We start from the raw sequence: 22949 nt of genomic DNA, 5'->3' as shown, positions 1-22949 counted from the left end.
AGGAGAGGTTGCCGTGGCCCGTACAGGAGGCTCGTCAGGGCGTCGTGCCGGTGTGGATCCCGAGCTGCTCTGGTCGCGGGCCGAACGCCCGCGACGGGGCAGGCCGCCGGCGCACGACCGCGCCGCGATCACCGCCGAGGCCGTTGCCCTCGCCGATGCCGAAGGGCTCGCCGCGGTCACGATGCGTGCGGTGGCGGGCCGGATCGGAGCGGGAACGATGTCCCTCTACAGCTATGTCCCCAACAAGGAGACGCTGCTGGAGCTCATGATCGACCGGGTCAGCGGCGACCATCGGCTGCCGCCCGAGCCCTCCGGCGACTGGCGCGCCGACCTCCGGCGGATCGCTCACGAGCAGCGCGCGATCATGCATCGTCACCCCTGGCTGCCGGGTGCCCTGCCCGCGCAGCAGACGCTCGGCCCGAACACCCTCGCCGTATGGGAGTACACCCTCGCCGTCCTCGCCCCCGCCGGCCTCGATGCCCGGGCGCGGCTGGAGACCTTCAGTCTGCTCACCGGCTTCGTGGCCAGCCACGTCCTGTACGAACTCGCCCAGGAACGGGCGGTCGAGGCGGCCGGCCGCACCTCCGGTGAACTCCTCGATGCACAGGCCCGCTACCTCAAGACCGCTGCCGCCGCCGGCAGCCTTCCCCATCTCGCCGGGGCGCTGGCGGCGACGGGCGACGACCCGGCCCCGCAAGCCGTCTTCGACCGCCTTCTCGACCGCATGATCAACGGTCTTACGGCGGCGACGTGACCCCGGCACCGGCGCTCCCGCCAGGGCGTCCAACTGCGGCCGCACGGTCCGGGAGGGCCAATTGTCAGACCCGGGCGGTTTACTGACGGCATGACCACCGACGCGTATCTGGCCGCCATCGACCGGTTGCGGCTCCGGGATTTCCCCGCTGCCCGGGCCCGGTCCGCCATGGTCGAGAGCGGACCGGGGTTCCACATAGCCGGTCTGCGGGGCAGCCAGGAGTTCTGGGACGCCGACCTCGCCGAGGTGGCCGAGGCCGCGGAGGAGTTCGAGGCCGAGCTGACGGCGCTGGTGCAGGCACTGTCGTTACGGTGGGGCGAGCCCGAAACGGTCGATCTCGCCGCCCACTTGGAACGGTCGGCGAGGGGTCTGCCCGTCCCGCCGCCGCTGGACACGCTGTGCGGATATGTCCCGCGGATGCACGGCTGGCGGGTGCAGGGCCGGTGGATCGGGGTGGGCGTGGGGCAGGGCGACCGTGAGCTGCCCTTCCAGCTGCTGGTGGCGGTGGGGGAGGGGAGGTGACGCAGCTGCGGACGCAGATACCGTGCCGCGGTGTCAGCGGGGGAAGACGGGGGCGAGCGCCGCGGTGACGAGCCGGTGCGGGGCGCCGGTGCCGTCGGCGGGGACGGTCCACAGGTCCGAACCGAAGTCGCCCGGCAGGGAGTAGACGAGAGTGTGGTCGTCGCGCCAGACGGCCTGGTCGTCGACGTTGCGGTGTTCGCCGGTCGCCCTCTCCCGCAAGGTGCGCAGATCGAGGACGTACAAACGCCACGGAGCGTTGGGGTCGGCGCCCTTGACGCGCTTTTTGTACGCGAGCCGGCTGCCGTCGGGCGAGAGCGAGGGGCATTCGACGTTGGGGTGCAGCGCCCGGAGGGTGCGGGTGGTGCGGTTGCCGCGGACGAGATAGGTCTTTCCTGCCGTGGCGGCGGTGGCGTAGAAGTGGGTGTCGTCGGCGAAGGTCACGCCCCAGACGTTCACATCGGCCGCGTGCACCGGACGCCCGTCGACGGTCAGGGCATAGGTCTCCAGGTTGGCGTCCAGATGCCGGCCGCGGGTGTCGACAACGGAGGTGCGGGTGGAGAAGGCGGTACCCGCGTAGGAGTCCCCGCTGACGAAGACCGTCCAGGCGACGGTACGGCCGCTGGGGGAGACCCGGGCGCGGGTGGGCGTGCCGGCCAGGTCGTAGTGGCGCAGCGGGCGCAGGGCCTTGTCGAGGATCACGGCCCGGTAGGTGTCGCGGAGTGCGCCGTGGACGGCCTGGAGACAGAGGCCGGTGCCGGCGGCCGCGTGGAAGCGCAGGCAGCGGACGCCGGATGCGGTGCGCGGGCCGGTGAGCCGGCCGGCCGGGACGGCGGTGATCTCGTCGCGGTGCGGGCCCCAGGCCATGGTGCGGAACAGGCTGCGCTGTGGGTCGTCCAGGCGTACGGCTCCGGAGGCCACCGCGGGGCCGCCCGCCTGGGGGCGCTCCTTGCGGGCGGCGCGCCCTGCGGCGTGCAGCGTCGCGCCGACGGCGACTCCGCCGAGCACGAGCACGGTGACGAGCAGGAGGGACAGGCGTGCGCCGCGGCTCAAGGAGGTGCGGCTCAAGGAGGTGCGGCTCAAGGGAGTGCTGCTCAAGGGGGTGCGGCTCACCGTGCGTCCTCCGAGGGGGAGTGCGAGGCCGGCGCCGGGACGGCACGGCGCAGAAGGCAGGCGCTGACGGCCGCGGCGAGCGCCAGGCCGATGACGGCGGTCAGGACGGCGGTGCGGTCACCCCAGGCGGTCCAGGCGGCGCCGAAGGCGAGGGAGCAGACGAAGCGGGCGGCGGTCTGGCCGGTCTGCACCACGGCCAGACCGCTGCCGCGGGCGTCCTCGGGCACCGCATCGGCGGTCGCCGCCGCCAGCACTCCGTCGGTCGCCGCATAGAACGAGCCGTGCAGCACCAGCACGGCACAGACCAGGGCCGCCCCGCCGGCCGACGGCACCAGCAGCAGCCCGTAGGCACCCAACAGCGCCAGATGCCCGGCAAGGAACAGCCGCCGGCGGCCGATCCGGTCGGCGACGGCCCCCAACGGCACCGCCAGCAGCAAAAACGCCGCGGCCGTGCCCAGCGGAAGCAGCGGGAACCAGCCCGTCGGCAGATCGAGCCGCCGCTGCAGGGTCAGATACAGGAAGGAGTCGCTGACGGTGGTCAGCCCCAGCAGCACCGCACACCCCGTCAGCCGGCGCACCTCCGGCCGTCCCAGCAGGGCGCGCACCGGCGTCCGGGGCCCGGCCGGTGCCCGTTCGGCAGCGGCCTGCGCGGCATCCGGGAGGCCGCGCGGGACGAACAGCAGAAGGACGACCACACCCAGTACGGCCACACAGAAGCTGACCGTGAAGACCGCGTCATAGCCTTCCGCCGCCACCCGCAGCAGCACGAACGCCACCAGCGGCCCGCACAGCGCGCCCGCCGTGTCCATGGCCCGGTGCACCCCGAACGCGCGCCCCCGGGCGGCCGGTTCGGCGGCCAGGGAGATCATCGCGTCCCGCGGCGCGGTCCGCAGCCCCTTGCCGGTACGGTCCACCGCCAGCACCGCCCCGATCAACGGCAGCGAGTGCACCATCAGCAACAGCGGTTTGCACAGCGCGGAGAGCCCGTACCCCACCGCGGCCACCGTCTTGTGGCCACCGCCCCCGCCCCGGTCCGACAACCGTCCCCCCACCAGCCGGACCAGCGCGCTCACCCCGTTGTAGACCCCGTCCAGTACCCCGAAGCCCCAAGGGGACAGGCCGAGTTCGGCGACGAGGTAGAGCGGGAGCACGGCGGTGACCATCTCCGAGGAGATGTCCGTGATGAGGCTGACGGTGCCCAGCACGAGCACCGTCGAGGGAAGGGCGGCTACGGCGCGCCGAGGCGGACGGTGGTCCGTCGTGGCGCGCCGGTCACCCGGCGGCGCGGAGGCCGAGGGGGCGGAGCGGCGGTCCGCGAGATACACCTCAGCCGGCCCAGATGCCGCTGATGTCCTTGGCGCCTGCGGCGTTGCCCGCGTGTGAGGTGCCGTACATGTCCTCGAGGGTGCGCAGGACGTCGTAGTGGTTGTAGGTGGTGGCGGAGGTGGCGCCCGCCGTCACCGGCTGGCCGTAGAGCACGGTCGGGATGCGGTTTCCGCTGAGCCGGTTGTCCTCGTCGAAGGTGAGCAGCAGCAGGCTGTTGTGGGTCTTGGCCCAGTCCGCATAGCTCTTGAGGTGGTCCTTCAGCCAGGTGTCACCGCTGGAGACCGAGCAGTCGTGCATATCGCTGCACAGGTTCGGCACGACGAAGGAAACGGTCGGCAGCTTCGAGAAGTCGGTGGGAAAGGCGTCGAAGGTGTGCGCCGAGCCGGTGGAGACATTGCCGAAGCCGAACCACGGGTTGTGCTTCTGCGCGTACGTGCCGCTCTTGCAGGTGGTGGAGCCCTCGGACGGCAGCGACTCGTTGTAGCTCGCCCAGGACTTGCCGGCCGCCGTCACCTCGGAGGCGAGGTTGGGGGCGTCGCTGAAGCCCGGGTCGACGCAGCTGTCGTCGGTGACGCCCTGGGTGTCACCGGAGAAGAGCGCGTAGTAGTTGGGCTGGCTGGGGTGGGTCTCGGCGTAGGAGGCGGTGAGACTGGCGCCCCCGGAGGCCAGGGAGTTGACGTAGGGCGCGCCGGAGCTGCCGATCACCTGGCTGTAGGCGTGGTTCTCGAAGACCACCACGACCACGTGGTCGGGGGTCGGCAGGGCGGCCGCGGCCGGCTCGGCGCCGAAGCCGTTGCCCGCCCAGACGCCGAGTCCGCCGGTGGCGAGGGCGAACGCGCCGGCGAGTGCGGTGACTTTGCGGCGGCGGGAGCGGCGGATGCGGTGGGAGGAGGGGGACGCTGCGGCGGAGGGGGGCGCGGAGAGGGCAGGCACAGGAGTCTCCGTAAGGGAGTGGGGGCTGCGCGGGCGGCGCCAGAGTAGAGGCGTCGGGTAGGCATGTACATGCCTTCAAGATGGCGGACGGCCGAACGGTGGACGACCTTATGCGCCGTCGTCCGCCGCGAACGCCGCGGCGCGCAGCCTGCCGTACTCCTCGGCCAGGGTCGCCGGCGTCCAATGGGCGTTGAGCCCGCTCGGGTTGGGCAGCGCCCAGATACGGGTGTCGCCGAGGGTGCGCTCCTGCGGGCCGATCTTCGCGTGCTTGTCGTCGAAGGCGACGCGGTAGGCCGTGACACCGGCAACGGCGAGCCAGCGCGGGCGCAGCCGGGCCACCTTCTCGGCCAGCAGCCGGCCGCCCTCGCGGTACTCCTGGGCGGTCAGCTCGTCAGCCCTGGCCGTCGCCCGGGCCACGACATTGGTGATGCCGAGGCCATGGGCGAGCAATTCCTGCTGCTCGGCGGGCCGGAACTGGCGCGGAGTGAACCCGGCGGCGTACAGGGCCGGCCAGAAGCGGTTGCCGGGGCGGGCGAAGTGGTGGCCGGTGGCCGCCGTCATCAGCCCGGGATTGATACCGCAGAAGAGCACGCGAAGGCCGCTCGCGGCCACGTCCGGGACGAGGCGGTCGCGAGCGGCTTCCAGCTCTTCGGGGGTGAAGCGCACGGGCCCTCGGGTCAGAGGATCGAGCCGGGGGTGTAGGCCGCGGCCTCCGGGTGCTGCCCCGCGATCTCCTCGATCCGGGCGACGACGGACGCCACCTGGTCGGCCGCCGCACCGGTGAAGGAGAGCTTGTCCGCCATCAGCGCGTCCAACTGCGCCTTGTCCAGCGGGATCCGCGCATCCGCGGCCAGCTTGTCCAGCAGCTCGTTGCGCTCCGCGCCCTGCTCGCGCATGGCCAGCGCCGACGCGACCGCGTTCTCCTTGATCGCCTCGTGCGCCTCCTCACGCCCCACACCGGCGCGTACGGCGCCCATCAGTACCTTGGTGGTGGCGAGGAAGGGCAGGTAGCGGTCCAGCTCGCGGGCGATGACGGCGGGGAAGGCGCCGAACTCGTCGAGCACGGTCAGGAACGTCTCCAGCAGGCCGTCCAGCGCGAAGAACGCGTCCGGCAGCGCGACCCGGCGCACCACCGAGCAGGACACATCGCCCTCGTTCCACTGGTCACCGGAGAGCTCACCGGTCATCGAGGCATAGCCGCGCAGGATCACCATCAGACCGTTGACGCGCTCGCAGGAGCGGGTGTTCATCTTGTGCGGCATCGCCGAGGAGCCGACCTGGCCGGGCTTGAAGCCCTCGGTGACCAGCTCGTGCCCGGCCATCAGCCGGATGGTCTTGGCCAGCGAGGAGGGGGCGGCGGCCAGCTGCACCAGCGAGGTCACCACGTCGTAGTCGAGCGAGCGCGGGTAGACCTGGCCGACGGAGGTGAAGGCCTGGCCGAAGCCGAGGTGCCCGGCGATCCGCTGCTCCAGATCGGCGAGCTTGGCAGCGTCACCGCCGAGCAGGTCGAGCATGTCCTGAGCGGTGCCGACCGGGCCCTTGATACCGCGCAGCGGGTAGCGGGAGAGCAGGTCCTCCAGCCGGCCGTATGCCACCAGCAGCTCGTCGGCCGCGGTCGCGAAGCGCTTGCCCAGCGTCGTGGTCTGCGCGGCGACATTGTGCGAGCGGCCCGCCAGTACCAGTTCGGCGTGCTGGCCGGCCAGCGAGCCCAGGCGCGCCAGCACGGCGACCGTACGGTCCCGCATCAGCTCCAGGGACAGCCGCACCTGCAGCTGCTCGACGTTCTCCGTCAGGTCGCGGGAGGTCATGCCCTTGTGGACCTGCTCATGGCCGGCGAGGGCGTTGAACTCCTCGATGCGGGCCTTGACGTCGTGCCGGGTGACCTTCTCGCGCTCGGCGATGGAGGCCAGGTCGACGGTCTCCAAAACCCGCTCGTAGTCGGCGAGCGCCTGCTCGGGGACCTCCACCCCCAGGTCCTTCTGCGCGCGCAGCACGGCGAGCCACAGCTTCCGCTCCAGCTTGACCTTGTACTCGGGGGACCACAGCACGGCCAGCTCCGCGGAGGCGTAGCGGCCGGCCAGGACATTGGGGATGCGAGGCTTCGCAGACACAGCAGTCACGTGGTGAGAGTCTACTGGCCGTTTGTGCAGGCCGGCGGCCCGGTCCCGGCTGTATGTTCCTCCAGGCATTCTTCCGGGCCATTCCCCCGGGCCGGGCGCCGGGTGCGGCACCCGGCGTCCCGGCCGGGAGCGGGAGGTCAGCCCTCGTACGGCAGCAGCTCGGGGCGCTTCGCCGGGCGGCCGTCGCCTCTACGTCACCGACCCGCGGCGGGCCACAGACGTCAGCAGCGTGACGGACCTGGCCGACCGGGACCAGCGGGTGCGCTTCGCGTCGAAGATGCTCGTCGCCAAGCTGGAGGAGTGCCCCTCGCTCGACGCGCCGACGCGGTTCCCTGTCCAGGCCAACCCCCTCGTTGGCAACATCGAGGGGATGGCGATTACTGGCCGGCGCCATGGAGTCCTGCGTCTGACGCTAGTTGCTGACGACGACCAGAGCCCGGCCGCGATCACGCGCCTATACGGGCTGGACGTCCGGCTGCCGCGCCGCTGACGCCCGTAGACAGGGAGGTGGGCCCAAACCGTTCGTCGGTCCGGGCCCACCTCCATGTCGGGAGAGGACGATTCACACCACCAGGAAGGCCGCCGCGGTCGCCGCACCCAGAGAGGCGCCCGCCACGGTCTGAGCGACGGTGTGGTACGTCAGCGCCACCCGGGACCAACACACCGCGACCGTCAACAGATAGGCGAGCAGCCACCAAGGCGAGTGGACGACAGCGAGCAGCGCAGGCACCGCGGACGCCACCGCCGAGTCGACGCTGATCTTCCAGAAGCTGTTCACCGCCAGAAGGACGACAGTCATGGCCCACAGCGCAAGCATCGCGACGAGGATGCCGGTGGGGGCATCACCGAGGACCATGCCGAGCGAGCCAAGGCCGATCGACCCCAAGATGACGAAGAAGATCGGCGCCCTCTTCGTACGGTCCACCACGTGCCGGTCACCCCAAGTACCCCGCGCCCGCTCCCACTCGATGTACCCCGCCGGTATCAGTCCGGCGCAGACCGCGCCGAGCAGGCCCCAGGGGATGCCCGTCCAGTCGCCTGCCGCAGCCAGACCGATGCCGACCATGCCGGCCACGAGCGTGTTGCGCGGCTGGAGAATATCGGTGACGGTCCGGGCCGTTGTGGTTTCGCTCATGCGTCTTCCTCCGCGGTCGTAAGCAGGCTCTGCACCTGCGCCGTGCTGCTCTTCCGGTATGTCCTGGCCACTTGGCGCAGCCATGCGACCTCTCCGGCCTGGTCGACGGCCGCGGGCTGCTCAAACGCCGCGACCGGGCCCGGGGGCGCTCCTCCCGCCTTGGCCGCGAGCGCGGCCTTGATCCAGTACGCCTGAGCGACGGCACCGTGCGCGGCCTTCTCCCTGGCAGCCGCCATCAGGTCGTCGGGGACGTGATGCCACAGTTTCTCGATCGCGTCGGCGACATCGTGGACCCACCGGTCGAGCTGGAGCTCGGCGTTCATGTCGCGGCGTGTCAGCTCCCTGTACCGGGAGCGCGGCGGCTCCATCGGGATGTCGGGGAAGGCTGCTATCAGCTCCCGCCACATCGGGTACAGGCGCGCGAGGGCCCACCAGGCGCGGGCACGGCGGAAGCCCGCCTCCGAGGCGGGGATCGACACCCCAATCGGCGGTGATGGCAGCCGGGCAGGGCATCGGGTCAAGGCCACACCCGTCGCCAGTCCGTCACAGGGCCAGGGTTTGTGTGGTCCGCTGGGGTGACCCAGAAGGCTTTGCCCAGCTCAGCGCTGAACTGGGCGCCTGTCCGGCCGTCCCCCGAGGAGCGGCCGGTGAGCCGCCGTCCTATCCACGGCACCAGATGCTCGCGCGCGAAGCGCAGATCGCCGGCGCGCCGCGCACCCCAGCCCGGCGGCGGGGCGGCCGGCAGCGGTGCGTCCCAGTCCGACGCGGCGGGCAGCCCGAGCGCCTGCCAGACGGCCTCCGCCACCCGGCGGTGCCCCTCGGCGTTGAGGTGCAGCCGGTCATCGGCCCACATCCGCGGGTCGGACAGCGCCCGCGACCCGTACAGGTCGACGACCACCGCACCGTGCCGCGCGGCCGCCTCGCCGATCCGGGCGAACAGCTGCTCCATCCGCGGCCGGAAGCGCTCCAGCACCGGCCCCTGCCGTCCCGGACTGCGCATCAGCACCAGCCGCCCGCCGCCCCGCGCCAGCAGCGCCGCGGCCTCCTCGAACCGTGCGCACACCTGATCCACCTCGCACCTGGGCCGCAGGACGTCGTTGAGCCCGCCGACCAGCGTGACCAGATCGGCGCCCATCGAGGCGGCCGGCCCGCACTGCTCGTCGGCGATCTGCCCGATGAGCTTGCCGCGCACCGCGAGATTGGCGTACCGGAAACCGGGCGAGGCGGCCGCCAGCCGGGCGGCGAGCAGATCCGCCCAGCCGCGGTACGAGCCGTCCGGCAGCCCGTCCGACATCCCCTCGGTGAAGCTGTCGCCGACCGCGACGAAACTGGTGTAGAGAGCATTCATTTCCATGGCGCGGTGATCCTACCGCTCGCCATACCGCGCGGTATGGCGAGGTCCACGGCGGTGCCCCCGACGCCTGCGGTGTACGGTCGGAAGTCGTCGTCAGGGCGAGGAAAGGTGCAGGTGGAAACGCGATGACTGCTCGCCGGGAGGCCGGACCCGACGCGCTGACCTTCACCGAACGGGGCCGCCGCCAACAGCTCATCGAGGCCACCATCGACCTGATCTCCACCCGCGGTTACCCCGCCACCTCGCTGTCGGCGATCGCCGAGCGCGCCGGGCTGTCCAAGGCCGCGGTGCTCTACCACTTCTCCTCGAAGGACAACCTGACCCGGGCGGCACTGGAGCAGGTGATGGCGCAGTTCCGCGCGCATGTCGGCGAGCGGGTGGCGCGGGCGGTCGGCCCGCGGCACGCGATCGTCGCCTACGTACGGGCGATGATCGGCTACCAGCAGGCCCACCGCCGCCAGGTGCGCGTGATCACCGAGATGCTGCTCGACGACGAGGGAGGCACCCGGCTCAAGACGCCCGGCTCGCACGACACCCACGGCCGCTGGCAGGCCCTCGCCGCATTGCTGATGGAAGGTCAGAAGGCGGGTGTGCTCCGGGAGTTCGATGTCCAGGTCGTTGCCCTGGCGATCGGCGGGGCGATCGACGGGGTGATCGCGCACTGGCTGGTCCACCCGGAGCTCGACCTGGACGCCGCGGCCGCGGAGCTGGAGGAGTTCACTCTCCACGCGATCGAGCCCCGGGCCTGACCCGGGCGAAGGCGGGAGCCCGCTCGGGACGGACCCCGAACCCGCCCAGGTGGCCGGCCACCGTCCGCAGCGGCGGCACCCGCCGCAGCAGCCGCATCGGCACCGGCAGCCGGCCCGCGTCGAGCGTGCCGTCCAGCGCGGACCGGATCATCGTGTGCTCGGCCTGCTGGGACTTCTGCACCACGGCCATCGGCAGGTGCCGCCGCTTCTGGACGCGCGCCAGATCGGCCACGCCGACCGTGCCGCGGCGCAGCGGTGCCGCCAGGATCCGGGCCGCCGCGACCGCGTCCAGCAGCGCCAGATTGACCCCCACGCCGCCGACCGGCGACATGGTGTGCGCCGCGTCCCCGATGCACAGCAGGCCGTCCCGGTACCAGCGCCGCAGCCGCCCGAAGGTCACCTCCAGCAGCTTGACGTCGTCCCATGAGCCGATGGCCCCGGTCACCTCGTCGTCCCAGTCGAACAGCGCCCCGAGCCGGTCGCGCAGCCACTGGATGTCGTGGGCGCGCAGCTCCGCGTCCCGGCCCTTCTTGATCAGATAGGACGTCTGGTAATACGTGCCGCGGTCCATGGTGACCGCCGCCTGGCCGCCGTCGAAGCGCGCAAAGACCCGGCCGTCCTTGCGGGTGTCAGGATGGGGGTCCCTCCTGCTCGAACGAAGTGGAGAGCTCGGGGGAGCCTCCACCCGTACCTGCCAGACATCCATCGGTACCTCGAACAGCCGCTGCCGGAGCCCGGCAGCCTGCCGCACCCGCGAGTCCCGGCCGTCACACGCGACCGTCAGGTCCGCGGCCAGCTCGCCGCTGTTGCCGTGCTCGTCACGAAAGCGCACCCCCGTGACGCGGCCGTCCTGGGTCAGCAGTCCCCTCACCTCGGTGTGCATCCGCAGCGTGAAGCACGGCTCCTTGGCGGCCGCGCTCGCGAGCAGATCGAGGAAGTCCCACTGCGGGACCATGGCGACGTACTTGTGCCGGCCGGGGAGGTGCCGCATATCGCCCAGTACCACCGTGGTGGTGCCCACCTGTGCCCGCATCTCCTCCAGTTTGGCGAACGGCAGCCGGGCGAACGCCTCACCGAGGCCGAGTTCGTCCAGCAGCCGCAGGGTCGAGGGATGGACGGTGTCCCCGCGGAAGTCCCGCAGGAAGTCGCCGTGCTTCTCCAGGACGGTCACCTCGATGCCGGCCCTGGCCAGCAGCAGTCCGAGCATCATTCCGGCGGGTCCCCCGCCCGCTATGCAGCACCTGGTGCGATCCATGCCCCTGCCCCCTCGTCGCGTCGGATGCGATGGCGACCGGTGCGGGCACGCACGCCTCTGAGTGCGCCACACGGCTGAGCGCGCACGCATCTGACCGATCGGTCAATAATCTAACCGATCGGTCAGGCGCTCGGGCTGCCGCCTCTCGTCAGGCCCCGGGCCGCTGCAGCACCAGCTCCCGGAGCACGTCCTCCATCGTCACCAGCCCGGCCAGCCGCCCGTCCTCGCCGATCACCGCGGCCAGATGCGTACGGGAACCGCGCATCGCCGTCAGCACGTCGTCCAGCAGCGTGGAGGCCTTGACCCGGGCGATCGGGCGCAGCGCCGACACCGGGAAGGGCACATCGCGCGGGGTGGCGTCCAGCGCGTCCTTGACGTGCAGATAGCCGAGGATGCGGCGGGTGTCGTCGACGACGGGGAAGCGGGAGAAGCCGGACTCGGCGGCCAGCAGCTCCAGCTCCTCGGGCGTGGCCCCCATCTGCGCGGAGACGACCTTCTCGGCCGGCAGCACCACATCCCTGACCGGGCGGCGGCCCAGCTCCAGGGCGTCCCGCAGCCGCTCCTGCGCCCGTTCGTCGAGCAGCCCGGCCGCCCGCGAATCCTCGACCATCTTCGCCAGCTGGTCGTCCGAGAAGGTCGCGGCGACCTCGTCCCTGGTCTCCACCCGCAGCAGCTTGAGCAGCGCATTGGCGAGCGCATTGATCGCGAAGATCACCGGGCGCAGCGCCCGGGTCAGCGCGACCAGCGGCGGCCCGAACATCAGGGCGCTGCGGACCGGCTCGGCCAGTGCGACATTCTTCGGCACCATCTCGCCGAAGAGCATGTGCAGATAGGTGGCCAGCGACAGCGCGATCACGAACGAGATCGGATGGATCAGCGCGTCCGAGATCCCCACCGCGTGGAACACCGGCTCCAGGAGATGCGCGATGGCCGGCTCGGCGACCGCGCCCAGCACCAGGGTGCACAGCGTGATGCCCAGCTGGGCGGCCGCCAGCAGGGCCGAGACATGCTGCAGCCCCCACAGCACGCTGGTCGCCCGGCGGTCACCGCGCTCCGCGTACGGCTCGATCTGGCTGCGGCGCACCGAGATCACGGCGAATTCGGCGCCCACGAAGAAGGCGTTGACGACCAGCGTCAGCAGGCCCACGAAAAGCTGCACCCCGATCATCGGCGGGCCTCCGCGTCCTGCTCGTCATGGCTGCCCGGGAGCGGGGCGTGCAACAGCACCCGCGCGGCACGATGGCCGGCGGCGTCCAGCACATCCATCCGCCAGCCGGCCACCTCCAGGGTGTCGCCGGCGACCGGTATCCGGCCGAGTTCGGTGGCGACCAGTCCGGCGAGGGTTTCGTACGGGCCCTCGGGCAGCCACAGGCCGATCCGCTGCAGCTGGTCGGTGCGAGCGGAGCCGTCGGCCTGGTAGACCCTGCGGCCCTCGGCGTCGGTGCCGGCCGGCGCGAGGTCGGGGGTCTCCATCGGATCGTGTTCGTCGCGGACCTCGCCGACCACCTCCTCGACGATGTCCTCCAGGGTCACCACGCCGGCCGTGCCGCCGTACTCGTCGATGACCACGGCCATCGTGCGCCTGCCGGAGAGCCGGTCCAGCAGCCGGTCCACGGTCAGCGTCGTGGGCACCAGCAGCGGCTCGCGCACCAGCTCGGACACCGGGTGCCGCGGCCGGCGCTCGGCCGGGACGGCAAGGACGTCCTTGATGTGCGCCACCCCGACGACGCTGTCCAGGCTGCCGCGGTAGACGGGGAAGCGGGACAGTCCGGTCGCCCGGGTCGCATTGGCCACGTCCTCCGCGGTGGACTGCACCTCCAGCGCGATCACCTGCACCCGCGGGGTCATGACGTTCTCCGCGGTCAGATCGGCGAGGTTGAGGGTGCGGACGAACAGCTCGGCGGTGTCGGGCTCCAGCGCGCCTTCCTTGGCGGAGTGCCGCGCCAGCGCCACCAGCTCCTGTGGACCGCGTGCCGAGGCCAGCTCCTCGGCGGGCTCCAGACCCATCCGGCGGACCATGTGGTTCGCGGCATTGTTGAGATGCCGGATCAGCGGCTTGAAGGCGGCACTGAAGCCGCGCTGGGCGGTGGCCACCCGCTTCGCGATGGCCAGCGGGTCGGAGATGGCCCAGTTCTTCGGCACCAGCTCGCCGACGACCATCAGGACGACCGTCGAGATCGCCGTTCCGAGCACCAGGGCGGCCGATTCCGCCACCGAATGCGGCAGGCCCATCGCGTCCAGCGGACCCGCCAGCAGGGTGGCGATCGCCGGCTTGGACAGCATGCCGATGACCAGGCCGGTGACGGTGATGCCGAGCTGGGCGCCGGAGAGCTGGAAGGTGAGGCTGCGGACCGCCTTCAGCCCGCTGTCCGCGCCACGGTCGCCGCGCTCGGCGGCGCGTTCGAGGTCGCTGCGCTCGACGGTCGTCAGGGAGAACTCGGCGGCGACGAAGACCCCGCAGGCCAGAGTCAGAAGGAGTGCCACGCCCAGAAAGAGCAGGTCGGTCATCGAGTCACCTCCGTCCCATGATCGAACAGGATCGGGAGGTTCGCGCTCTGTCGAATGGATGATCGACAACTAGGAGGCTCGTCCATGGCCGGACGCTCACACACCTTTCACTCGGGGGAGGAGAGACTCCATGGTAAAGGGTCAGCAAAGTTGCCGGTCGGGGGTGGGCCCGCCCCGTGCCGGGGGCAGGGGCGGGCTCTTTGGGTGCCGGGGTGCCGGGGTGCCGGGGTGCCGGGGTGCCGGGGTGCCGGGGTGCCGGGGTGTCGAGGCCCCGGTGCGACGGCGTATCGACGTATCGGCGTATCGATGAATCGGTGCGCCGGGGGGCGCTCAGCCGTCGAGATGCTTGACCCAGCGGCTCCACTGGGGCTCGGGCGCGTAATCCGCCGCGCGCCACGCATGCTGCGCCGTTTCATTGCGGTCCAGCACCATCGCATCGCCGCGCCGCCCGCCCAGCGCACGGAACCGCTCCTCGGCGGCCGCCAGCAGCGCACCGCCGATGCCTTGCCTGCGGTGTCCGGGGTGCACAGCCAGCCGGTAGAGGTGGCAGCGCCATCCGTCGAAGCCGGCTATCACGGTCCCCGCGAGGGTGCCGTCGCGCTCCGCCAGGAGCAGTGCTTCGGGATCCCGGGTAACCAGCCGGGCCACTCCTTCGCGGTCGTCGCTGATGCTCGTTCCTTCCGCGGCTTCGCGCCAGAACTGCAACACGGTGTCGATGTCCGAGAGATCGGCGCAGCGGATTTGTAGATCGTTCATGAGACGAGCCAAACAGAACGTCGGCCTGTCCGGCGAACGGTTTCCCCGCCGGTGGACCGGCGGAGACGGCGACGGCGGCGGAAGGGGCGGGCCCGGTCCCGGATGTCCGTACGTACGCCGCGAGCGTATGGGCCGAAGCGTCAGGCTTCCCGGGTTCACGAGAACCTGCGGGACGGCCCTCAGCTCCGAGGGCCGGTGTGCAAGGTGGCGAACAGTCCCGCGGTGCGGCTGCCATCCGGCAGGTGCCAGGAGCCGGCGATGTGACCGGTCGTTCCCCGCGGGGAGAGGGACGAGGGCTCCGGGGCGGGCCGAAGTACCCGGTGCAGTCGGAGGACCATGCCGTTCAGCGTGGGCAGTTCCGTGCTCTCCCGGGTGTCGGTGGCAGCCGTGGTGAAGTCCATGGGGAGGGAGCCTTCGCCGGCATAGGCGCAGGTGACGTCCCGGGCCGGGGCGCCTGTGGTGTTCTGGTCCTGCGCCTGGTCCCGGCCCTCGATCAGAGCCGGCAATTGGCCGATCAGCACCGGATCGTGGCAGCCGTCGTAGACCCAGCGCCGCCCCAGCACTCCGTGCTCCATGGTGCCGACGAGCGCGTGCTCGGCCCCGTCGAGCGGGGCACCGCGATAGGTGAGCGGAACGAGGTAGGCGGCCGGGAGAGGTCCGGAGGCGTCGGTGACCACGATGAACTCGATCCCGACCTCGCCTTGCGGGTCGTCCAGCCGGAAGCCACCCGCGTTGGCCAACTCCGGCCCTCCCGCGCCGTCGCCGTACCACGGACGGGAGGGGAGCCAGGAGGCAAGGAGTTCCAACTTGGTCGGTTCGAGGCGGGTGTGGTGGATGACAGCCATGCCGAGCATTCTCCCGTTACGCAGAGGTGAGCCTTCCCAGTTTTCCATCTGCAGCGCGCTGATGGCGTGGTTTCCCGGCGCCAAGGAGACAACGGCTCCAGCCGGGCCCACTGGCGGCGCGTCAGATCGCGACTGTCCCGGCAGACATGACCGGCCTCGGCCGAGATCCACTCTCGTAACGGACGAGACCCTGGGCTCGCTCCATGAACGACGAGGAGGACCAGTCCCTACGAGCCGCTGTCGAAGGTGAACTGCGGCTGCTCGATCCGGACGTTCGCGCGTCGCCGGCCCTCGCAGCCGAACTCCTGGACCCGGAGTTCGTCGAGTTCGGGGCGTCCGGGCGGCGCTGGGACCGGGTGTCGATCCTGACCGCCATCGCTCCTGGTTCAGACACCCCACCGGATCGCATCACCACCAGCGACATGACAGCGACGCTGATGGCCCCGGGCATCGTTCACGTGACGTACATCTCCGACCGCAAAGGCCGCCGAGCTCGACGCAGTTCACTGTGGCGCAGGAGTGCGGCAGGGTGGCGTCTGTACTTCCATCAAGGCACGCTGACCGACAATACCTGGCCATTCGCCAACACCTGGCCATTCGCCGGGGCCAAGAGGCCAGAGAAAAGTGGATTCCCACGCCGAGGCTTTCCGGGCGGCCGGACACGTTGCAGTACGCAATGCCCTTGCCTTGGCCTACGGAAGGTCCTCGGGGTCCCGGCGTCACCACACATGACCACTCTGCAGTGCCGCCGGTGGCTCCATCTGGAGAGCCACCGCTATGGCGCCCTGGCACAGCGAGAATGTTGGCGTTGGCCGTCCACCGGCAACCACTTTCTCTCCGCGAGCCCGGAATTTCGTGGGGCCGATTGCTCAGAGGGCCCGATTGCTCAGAACGCCCACCGTGTATGGGAATACACCCCGTTGGCCCCGCCGAAGCCGTACGCCGTGGCCGGGGCGACCGCGAACACCACCGCGTCCCCCCTCCGGAACGTCTCCCCGATCCCGTGGAAGGTGCCCTCGGGTGAGGTCATGTGCGGCCCGTACTTCGCCTCGTACGCCGCGATCCCCTCCTCCAGCAGCGCGCGATCGGCAACCGGCTCCGCCCGGCCCTCGACCACGAGGTCGAGACCTTCGGTGAGCGCGTTCTTCCCGGTGGTCAGCGCACAGCGTCCGTCGTGGGCGAGGTTCCTCGCCTTCTGCTCCCCCGCGCCGGTGGAGAAGTACAGCACTCCGTCGTGCCAGGCGGCGATCACGGGGGTGACGTGCAGCCGGCCGGAGCTACCGGTGCAGCCCGCGGCCAGGCGACTGAGATTGCTGGTGGAGCGGTCGTGGGACGGGCTGGACGCCCTCGACGTCGTCCTGTTCCGGCTGCGGGGCTTCAGCTTCGCCCTCAGCGAGCACGACGGCAATCCGGCCGGTATCTCCCTTGTCTGGCTCACCCAGCGGCACGAGGACGCCGACAAGGCCCTGGATGTCCTCCTGGAGGTGATCGGGATCGGAGAGGAGGCCGTCGCCTTCCGCGGAGACCCGGACGAAGAGCCGGCTGCGCAGTCCTCCGTAACCCACGAAGACGCCCGGCGTCCCCAGGGTCAGGACCCGGGTCCTGACCCTGGGGACGCCCCAGGGGCCTCCCGGTGGGCACGGCTTCGCCGCCTCTTCGGTGCGGCACCGTCCTCTTCATGAGGGCGGCGAGGGGCGTGTCGTGCTGCCGGCCCCGGATTATGCGAACTGGCCGGGCCGGTAGTCGCCGGCGGGCTGCTGGATGAGGACGTTCGCCCGGTTGAAGGCGTTGATGAGAGCGATCCCGCACACCAGGGCGGCCAACTGCTCCTCGTCGTAGTGCTTGGCGGCGTTCGCCCAGGCCTCGTCCGTGACCCCACCGGCCGCATCCGCGATGCGGGTGCCCTGCTCCGTCAGCTCCAGCGCGGCCCGTTCGGCCTCGGTGAACACCGTGGCCTCCCGCCACACCGCGACCAGGTTGAGGCGTACCGAGGTCTCACCGGCCGCGGCAGCGTCTTTGCTGTGCATGTCGGTGCAGAAACCGCATCCGTTGATCTGACTGGCGCGCAGCTTCACCAGCTCCTGCGTCGCGGCCGGCAGCGTCGAGTCCTCCAGCACCTTGCCTGCCGCGATGATGTGCTGGAAGACCTTGCTCAGGGTCGGGCTGCCGAAGGCGTTCAATCGGGCACTCATGGTGATCTCCTCTGGCGTTGTGGTGCTTACGTTCGTCGTCGGTGCTTACACACTGATGACGACACAGCCCGGCAGAATGTGACATGGGCGCCTGACCTGCAGCTTCCCTGCCGCGCCGCAACGGGGGGAGGAGGCCGGGGAGTCCGTGCCGTTGCGGGAGGTTCGGGTCATGCCGGTTCTCCTGTGGCGGCCGAGGCGGAGGCGTCGTGGTGCAGGCGCCAGCTGCGGTCGATGTGCATGGTGGCGTGCCGGTCGGTGTCGTAGGGCGGCAAGCCGGGGTCGCCGTGGGTGGCGAAGGCGCCCCTCCTTGCAACTGGAGGTGCTCAAGCGGTACTGGACGGCCCGGTCTTGAGCTCCGCCGAACCGGTGCCGATGACCGTGTCGGCGCGCAAAGCGGGCCGCTGCCCTGCAGAATCCAGTACCGAGATTCCCGTACCTGCAGAGGAATTGGCGATGCCGGTACGGGGTGGGGTGGGGCGGTCCGGCTCGGGCGGTCGTGTTGGGTGAACGGTCCGTGCGCGGTGTGCGCCGGCGGGGAGGGAGTGACAGTGGGGGCGGTCGAAGAAACATCTGGGGTCGCGGCGCTGCTCAAGGAGTTGAAGGACCGCTCCGGGAACAGCTACGGGGCGCTCGCCAAGCGGCTGCACATGAGCACGTCGACGCTGCACCGCTACTGCAACGGTGATGCGGTGCCGACGGAGTACGCACCGCTGGAGCGGCTGGCACGGCTGTGCCGGGCGACGCCGGACGAGCTGGTGGAGCTGCACCGGCGGTGGATCCTGGCGGACGAGGCGCGACGCCGGGAGCGAGACCGTAAACAAGCGGGCAGGGGCACGGCGGTTGTTGCCGTGGAGGGTGAGACGGTTGCCGGGGGCAAGGCCGGGGCCGGGGCCGGGGCTGGGGCTGAGCCCGAATCCGAGCCCGAGCCCGGGTCCGGGTCCGGGTCCGGGTCCGGGTCCGGGGCCGGGGCCGGCCGCGGGGCCGGGGCCGGCCGCGGGGCCGACGCCGGCGCCGCGCCCGTGCCGCCACCGGCTCCCCTCGGGGCCGCCTCCGCCCCTGGCCGAGTGGCCGGGGCCAGCCCCGCGGGGCGGCCCGTGACCCAGGTGGTGCCCGGGGGCCGTCGACGGCGTATCGCGCTGACGGCCGGAATCGCCGTGGCCGCCGTGGCAGTCTCCGCCGCGCTTGTAGCCGGACTGGTCGCCGACGGGGACGGGCACGGCCGTCAGGCGGCAGCCGGGCGGACCGCAAGTGCGGAGCGCGGCAACGGGGAGGCGCGAGCCGGGGACGGTCGATTGCCCTCGGCGTCCGCACAGCCGCCCGTTACGGGGAGCACGGGCCCGTCCCCGTCCCCTTCCCCGTTCCTCTCCCCGTCCCGTACGGCCGGCGGCGGAGAGGCGAACGGGCCGGACACGGACGACCGGGCCGGGCTCCCGGTGAGTGTGGATGTCCGCCCGTACCGCTGGGAGAGCCCGTGCAGCCAGCGCTACCTGGTCGACCGAGACCCCGGCACGATGGGTCCGCCGCCCTCCGAACAGGACGCCCGGGGCTGGATCTCGTCGCTGGGCGCGGTCTCGGCGGACAGCCAGCTGGTGGAGGTGTCGGTGCAGGGCACGGGGGACAAGACCGTGGTGTTGCACGGGCTGCGGGTGCGGGTGGTGAGCAGTGCCGCGCCGCCCGCCTGGAATGCCTACAGCATGGGTGTGGGCTGCGGCGGCGGCATCACGCCCAAGACGTTCGCGGTTTCCCTGGACGCGCCGCAGCCCGGCATCGCGCCGCAGGGCGGACAGCGGGACTTCCCCTACAAGGTGAGCGAGCGGGACCCCGAGGTCTTCAAGATCACCGCGCGCGCCGGGGTCCGCGCGGTGCGCTGGTACCTGGAACTGGAGTGGTCCAGCGGCAACCGGCACGGCACGCTCCGCATCGACGACAACGGGGAGCCGTTCCACACCAGTGGGATGGAGGGCCGTCCACAGTACGACTACCCGCTGGGCGGCAGCAAATGGATCCCCGCTCCGAAGGAGAACGGCTGAGTCCGGCCCCGCCCCGGCTACCGGCGTCGGGCTCCCCCCAGTGACCGGGCCGGCCTTCGACCGGGCCGGATCAGCGGCGCTCCTTCACCAGGTCAGCGCGTCCTCGGAACGGGACTGCCAGTAGGTGACCCATGCCGAACTGTCGGTGTGGACACCTCCGTTGGGCAGCATGAGGCGCACGGACGGGCCGGTGGATCCATCGCCCGCCCGGTTGCCGAACAGGACGCCCAGGGTACGGGCGGTGTGGCCCTCGCTGCCCGAGCCGTCAGCGGACTGGTACATGATCCCCGCGTACGCCGACTCGCCCGGCGCGAGCGTGACCACGGCCTGCGGCTTGGAGGCGTCGAGGAACGTGGTGGCGGCCTGGGCGTCGTCCCAGCGGAGGTAGGGCGCGCCGTAGGCGTTGCAGGGCACGGAGCCGGTGTTGGTGGCGGTCAGCAGCATGTGGTTGACGGGGCGACGGACCTTGGTCACGGCGACCTTGACGTGCGCGCCGGTGCAGGCGGCGGTCGTCGTCCGGCTGCCGGAGTCCTGCCCGGCGGTCCGACCAGGGCCGTTCTTACCGGCGTTCCCGCTGCCGGAGGCGCCTGACGACACGGCGGTCTTGGACACATGCCCGCCCTTGGCCGGGCCGTTGCCCTTGCCGTCGCCGTCCGAAGGGGACTGGGCATCCTGGCCGCCGGTCAGGGGCCGGGAGGACGTGGTCGGGGCCTGGCCGCCGTTGTCCCTGGTGGTGTCGTTCTGGCAGGCGGTCAGCGCCAGGCTTGCCGTCAGGACGGCGGCAGAGGCGACGACCTGGGTGGCGCGACGGGTGGTGCGCATGGTGAGTGGGGTGCCTTCTGTTCGGTTGCGTGCGGTCGGAATGCGTGCCGTCAGAGACGGTCGGCGAGCAGGAGGAAGACGGTCGCGGCTGATGCGACGAGCACGGCGACAGCCACCACGTCGGTGATGTCGGCGCCGCTGAACCGGCGGAGCCGGAAGCGTGCCCGCACGGTGTCTCCCTTCGGTATGCGGCATACGGCATACGGCATACGGCATACGGCATACGGCATGAGGCTGTGGTTGCTTGCTGACCTCAGCTTGCGGCGCCCTCCGTCCCGGTCGCCGCGGCCGTCGCGGAAGACGGGACGCCGGAACGCTCGTACCACCTCTGACCTGCGGGAACGACCCCTTCCTGGAACGCCGTGATGGGACGTAGCCTGGGTGTGCCCCCTAACCCCCGGCCGACTCGACAACGACGGCCAGGTCGGCGCCCGCTCGGAGGAGGGCCACGGTGCGCGTGGCGATCTGCTCCACACGCTGCTGCAGGATGCGTTGGGCCTCTGCCGGGCCGTCGAGTTGCCCCAGGGAGTCCATGGCCTCGCGCACGGCGGGAATGCCGTAGCCGGCGCCGCGGAGAGCCGTCACGATGCGCGCTGCTCTGATGGCCGACAGGTCGTAGCGACGTGCTCGCAGTGACGTCACCCGCTCGGGGGTGACAAGTCCTTCCTGCTCCCAGAACCGCAGGGTCGAAGGGCGTACGCGGAGCGCTTCGGCGAGCTCCGTGATCGTCATCGCGTCGCTCTCGTGCTCGAACCCGGTTGCCTCCGCTTCGGCCTGGATCGCCCGCAACGCCTGTTGGGCGCGCAGCGCCTCCTCACGTTCCCGAGCGAGCCGCACATGGACCGCGTTGATCGCCGAGGCCGCCTCCGCGATCGTCCCCGTTCGCAGCCGCGCGAGCATCTGCCGGGCCGCGACAGGCCCCATGGCACCCGCGAGTCCCCGGTAGGCCCGAAGCGCGTGCACGTGAAGCGGTGTGTAGGAGCGGTAGCCGTTGGCCGATCGAGCGGCTGCGGGAATGACCCCCAGCCGTTCCAGGTCGCGCACCTGTTGCACCGAGTACCCCGACTCTCCGGCCACGTCGACGGTGCGCAGCAGTACCCGTTGCGCACCGCTCGCCGGCTTGCCCATCGGCCAACCCCACATAAGCACTTGAAGGTGATGCTTGAACCATGAGTATGGAACAGATCATCGCGGCCGTACGGGGCTTCGACGACGCGCTCGTGGTCGGCCCGGAGCCGGGCGGCGACTTCCCCGAGTTCACGTGGGGGAGCGCCTTTTTCTACTTCGCCCCCGACGGCCAGATCCCGCAGAACGTCCAGCCCTACGGCACGATCGTCGCCAAGAACTACCCCGACGACACCGCTTCCGCCCTTGACGCTCCGGGCCGGTGGCGCGTGAACATCCACGTCGACCGAGCGACGTTCCGCGAGCTCACCGGGGAGGAGCCACGCGGTCTCATCCGGCCGCGCGATTACGCAGCCGCCGACAGCGTGATGCCGCACCCGGTGTACGGGGCACTCGGCTGGCTCGCTGTCGTCAATCCGGGGGAGAGGACCACGGACACGGTGGTGCAGCTTCTGCGCGGTGCCCACGACGCGGCTCGTGCGAGGTTCGCGCGGCGTCGGTCGTAGGGCACCTCGGGCAGGGCGACCCGGGCCCCGGCTGCGTCCCTGGGTGCGCCGTACCCAGGATCAGCCTGTCCTGGTTGGTCCTTCCACTGCCGCCCAGACTCCGGAGAGCGGATCACCCGCCACGTTCTCTACAAGGAGCCAACACCATGCCACCGACCTCCAAGGTTGTCGCGATCACCGGTGCGAGCAGCGGTATCGGTGAGGCGACTGCACGCCGGCTGGCGGCGGACGGACACCGGGTCTTTCTCGGTGCGCGCCGCACCAGCCGGCTGGAGCGCCTGGTCGAAGAGATCGCGAAGGAGGGCGGCACCGCTGCCTTCGCCAAGCTGGATGTCACCGACGCGGCCGACATGCGTGCTTTCATCGAGGCGGCGCTGCGCCGGTACGGCCGGATCGACGCCCTCGTGAACAACGCGGGGGTGATGCCCCTCTCCCCGCTGGAAGCGCTCAAGACCGATGAGTGGGACCGCATGATCGACGTGAATGTGCGCGGAGTCCTGCACGGCATTGCCGCCGCCCTGCCCGCGATGCGCACGCAGGGCGGCGGGCACTTCGTGACCATCGCCTCCGTCGGCGCGTACGAGGTCTCGCCCACCGCCGCCGTCTACTGCGCCACCAAATTCGCCGTCCGCGCGATTTCCGAAGGGCTGCGCCAGGAGTCGGCAGGGGACATCAGGGTCACCCTCGTCTCTCCCGGCGTGACCGAGTCCGAACTCGCGGACAGCATCTCCGACCCTGCCGCCAGGGAGGCGATGAAGACGTACCGCGCCGTGGCACTGCCCGCATCGGCCATCGCGGAGGCCATCGCCTACGCCCTTGCACAGCCGCCGCAGGTCGACGTGAACGAGATCGTCGTCCGTCCCACCGCAAGCGCCCAGTGACCCACCCCGAAAGGAAAGGAGCGGGT

24 protein-coding genes and 2 pseudogenes are annotated in these 22949 nt (G+C 71.3%); 9 read left to right on the top strand and 17 right to left on the bottom strand.

Annotation, left to right across the window (positions count from 1 at the left end):
- Positions 1-52: 52 nt before the first annotated feature.
- Both OHS81_RS02200 and OHS81_RS02195 read left to right on the top strand, forming a co-directional pair.
- Positions 53-754, top strand: a complete 702-nt coding sequence (locus OHS81_RS02200) for a TetR/AcrR family transcriptional regulator (protein WP_328390852.1) — start codon at positions 53-55, stop codon at positions 752-754.
- A 90-nt stretch (positions 755-844) separates the two neighbouring features.
- Positions 845-1276, top strand: coding sequence for a hypothetical protein (locus OHS81_RS02195; protein ID WP_328381897.1), 432 nt, complete (start codon positions 845-847; stop codon positions 1274-1276).
- 33 nt (positions 1277-1309) lie between these two features.
- Here the strand turns inward: OHS81_RS02195 and OHS81_RS02190 are convergent, their stop codons facing one another.
- The 5 genes from OHS81_RS02190 to purB all read right to left on the bottom strand — a co-directional run bounded on the left by OHS81_RS02190 (position 1310) and on the right by purB (position 6756).
- Positions 1310-2326: a TolB family protein gene (locus OHS81_RS02190; protein ID WP_328390850.1), complete on the bottom strand. Its 1017-nt coding sequence runs from the start codon at positions 2324-2326 to the stop codon at positions 1310-1312.
- Between the two features lie 56 nt (positions 2327-2382).
- A complete protein-coding gene (locus tag OHS81_RS02185; RefSeq protein WP_328381896.1) occupies positions 2383-3711 on the bottom strand; it encodes an MFS transporter in 1329 nt (442 codons plus the stop codon).
- Between the two features lies 1 nt (position 3712).
- A complete protein-coding gene (locus OHS81_RS02180; protein WP_328390848.1) occupies positions 3713-4591 on the bottom strand; it encodes an alkaline phosphatase family protein in 879 nt (292 codons plus the stop codon).
- 162 nt (positions 4592-4753) lie between these two features.
- On the bottom strand, positions 4754-5311 hold the full coding sequence (mug, locus tag OHS81_RS02175) for a G/U mismatch-specific DNA glycosylase (protein ID WP_328381894.1): 558 nt from the start codon (positions 5309-5311) through the stop codon (positions 4754-4756).
- A gap of 11 nt (positions 5312-5322) precedes the next feature.
- Complete coding sequence (purB, locus tag OHS81_RS02170) at positions 5323-6756, bottom strand: adenylosuccinate lyase (RefSeq protein WP_328390846.1); 1434 nt, start codon at positions 6754-6756, stop codon at positions 5323-5325.
- A 31-nt stretch (positions 6757-6787) separates the two neighbouring features.
- On the opposite strand from purB, the gene OHS81_RS02165 reads away from it, so the two are divergent.
- Entirely contained in the window at positions 6788-7255 is a 468-nt protein-coding gene (locus OHS81_RS02165) for an esterase-like activity of phytase family protein (protein WP_328381892.1), read from the top strand.
- A 72-nt stretch (positions 7256-7327) separates the two neighbouring features.
- Here the strand turns inward: OHS81_RS02165 and OHS81_RS02160 are convergent, their stop codons facing one another.
- The 3 genes from OHS81_RS02160 to OHS81_RS02150 are packed head-to-tail and all read right to left on the bottom strand — an operon-like array spanning position 7328 to position 9254.
- The gene (locus OHS81_RS02160) at positions 7328-7900 is read right to left on the bottom strand and encodes a hypothetical protein (RefSeq protein WP_328381890.1); all 573 of its coding nucleotides are present in this window, start codon (positions 7898-7900) and stop codon (positions 7328-7330) included.
- Positions 7897-8379, bottom strand: coding sequence for a DUF6545 domain-containing protein (locus OHS81_RS02155; RefSeq protein ID WP_328381889.1), 483 nt, complete (start codon positions 8377-8379; stop codon positions 7897-7899). The genes OHS81_RS02160 and OHS81_RS02155 overlap by 4 nt, the downstream gene beginning before the upstream one ends.
- Positions 8380-8417: 38 nt before the next feature.
- Positions 8418-9254 (bottom strand): SGNH/GDSL hydrolase family protein, encoded by an 837-nt coding sequence (locus tag OHS81_RS02150; protein ID WP_328381887.1) that lies wholly within the window; start codon positions 9252-9254, stop codon positions 8418-8420.
- A gap of 125 nt (positions 9255-9379) precedes the next feature.
- Between OHS81_RS02150 and OHS81_RS02145 the strand changes: the two genes are divergently transcribed.
- A complete protein-coding gene (locus tag OHS81_RS02145; protein ID WP_328381885.1) occupies positions 9380-10003 on the top strand; it encodes a TetR/AcrR family transcriptional regulator in 624 nt (207 codons plus the stop codon).
- Here OHS81_RS02145 and OHS81_RS02140 read toward each other — a convergent pair.
- From OHS81_RS02140 to OHS81_RS02120, 5 genes are all read right to left on the bottom strand, one after another.
- Positions 9972-11258: an FAD-dependent oxidoreductase gene (locus OHS81_RS02140; protein ID WP_328381883.1), complete on the bottom strand. Its 1287-nt coding sequence runs from the start codon at positions 11256-11258 to the stop codon at positions 9972-9974. The two genes, OHS81_RS02145 and OHS81_RS02140, sit on opposite strands and share 32 nt — an antisense overlap.
- Positions 11259-11406: 148 nt before the next feature.
- A complete protein-coding gene (locus OHS81_RS02135; protein ID WP_328381881.1) occupies positions 11407-12426 on the bottom strand; it encodes a hemolysin family protein in 1020 nt (339 codons plus the stop codon).
- Positions 12423-13766, bottom strand: coding sequence for a hemolysin family protein (locus OHS81_RS02130; RefSeq protein WP_328381879.1), 1344 nt, complete (start codon positions 13764-13766; stop codon positions 12423-12425). Before OHS81_RS02130 ends, OHS81_RS02135 begins: the two co-directional genes overlap by 4 nt.
- Before the next feature lie 330 nt (positions 13767-14096).
- The gene (locus OHS81_RS02125; protein ID WP_328381877.1) at positions 14097-14522 is read right to left on the bottom strand and encodes a GNAT family N-acetyltransferase; all 426 of its coding nucleotides are present in this window, start codon (positions 14520-14522) and stop codon (positions 14097-14099) included.
- 179 nt (positions 14523-14701) lie between these two features.
- Positions 14702-15367, bottom strand: a complete 666-nt coding sequence (locus OHS81_RS02120) for a maltokinase N-terminal cap-like domain-containing protein (protein WP_328381875.1) — start codon at positions 15365-15367, stop codon at positions 14702-14704.
- Positions 15368-15570: 203 nt separating this feature from the next.
- Here OHS81_RS02120 and OHS81_RS02115 point away from each other — a divergent pair.
- Positions 15571-15846, top strand: a pseudogene (locus OHS81_RS02115) (DUF4440 domain-containing protein); the annotation flags it as partial.
- Positions 15847-16253: 407 nt separating this feature from the next.
- Here the strand turns inward: OHS81_RS02115 and OHS81_RS02110 are convergent.
- Positions 16254-16640 (bottom strand): annotated as a pseudogene (locus OHS81_RS02110) (pyridoxamine 5'-phosphate oxidase family protein); the annotation flags it as partial.
- Positions 16641-16683: 43 nt separating this feature from the next.
- On the opposite strand from OHS81_RS02110, the gene OHS81_RS02105 reads away from it, so the two are divergent.
- Complete coding sequence (locus tag OHS81_RS02105; RefSeq protein WP_328391704.1) at positions 16684-17049, top strand: hypothetical protein; 366 nt, start codon at positions 16684-16686, stop codon at positions 17047-17049.
- A 36-nt stretch (positions 17050-17085) separates the two neighbouring features.
- Here the strand turns inward: OHS81_RS02105 and OHS81_RS02100 are convergent, their stop codons facing one another.
- The gene (locus OHS81_RS02100; RefSeq protein ID WP_328381873.1) at positions 17086-17559 is read right to left on the bottom strand and encodes a carboxymuconolactone decarboxylase family protein; all 474 of its coding nucleotides are present in this window, start codon (positions 17557-17559) and stop codon (positions 17086-17088) included.
- A gap of 548 nt (positions 17560-18107) precedes the next feature.
- On the opposite strand from OHS81_RS02100, the gene OHS81_RS02095 reads away from it, so the two are divergent.
- Positions 18108-19589, top strand: a complete 1482-nt coding sequence (locus tag OHS81_RS02095) for a helix-turn-helix domain-containing protein (RefSeq protein WP_328381871.1) — start codon at positions 18108-18110, stop codon at positions 19587-19589.
- Between the two features lie 84 nt (positions 19590-19673).
- On the opposite strand, the gene OHS81_RS02090 is transcribed toward OHS81_RS02095, so the two are convergent.
- Together OHS81_RS02090 and OHS81_RS02085 are read right to left on the bottom strand one after the other, a co-directional pair.
- Positions 19674-20411: a DUF4232 domain-containing protein gene (locus tag OHS81_RS02090; protein WP_328381870.1), complete on the bottom strand. Its 738-nt coding sequence runs from the start codon at positions 20409-20411 to the stop codon at positions 19674-19676.
- A 390-nt stretch (positions 20412-20801) separates the two neighbouring features.
- Positions 20802-21539 (bottom strand): MerR family transcriptional regulator, encoded by a 738-nt coding sequence (locus OHS81_RS02085; RefSeq protein ID WP_328381869.1) that lies wholly within the window; start codon positions 21537-21539, stop codon positions 20802-20804.
- A 47-nt stretch (positions 21540-21586) separates the two neighbouring features.
- Between OHS81_RS02085 and OHS81_RS02080 the strand changes: the two genes are divergently transcribed.
- A complete protein-coding gene (locus OHS81_RS02080) occupies positions 21587-22042 on the top strand; it encodes a DUF6194 family protein (protein WP_328390842.1) in 456 nt (151 codons plus the stop codon).
- Between the two features lie 146 nt (positions 22043-22188).
- Entirely contained in the window at positions 22189-22923 is a 735-nt protein-coding gene (locus OHS81_RS02075) for an SDR family oxidoreductase (protein WP_328381867.1), read from the top strand.
- The last annotated feature ends 26 nt before the right edge of the window (positions 22924-22949 follow it).

Origin of the sequence: Streptomyces sp. NBC_00400, from assembly GCF_036048035.1 — a bacterium.
In the GTDB taxonomy this organism is placed as follows: Bacteria; Actinomycetota; Actinomycetes; order Streptomycetales; family Streptomycetaceae; genus Streptomyces.
This window is presented reverse-complemented; position numbering and strand designations above follow the sequence as displayed.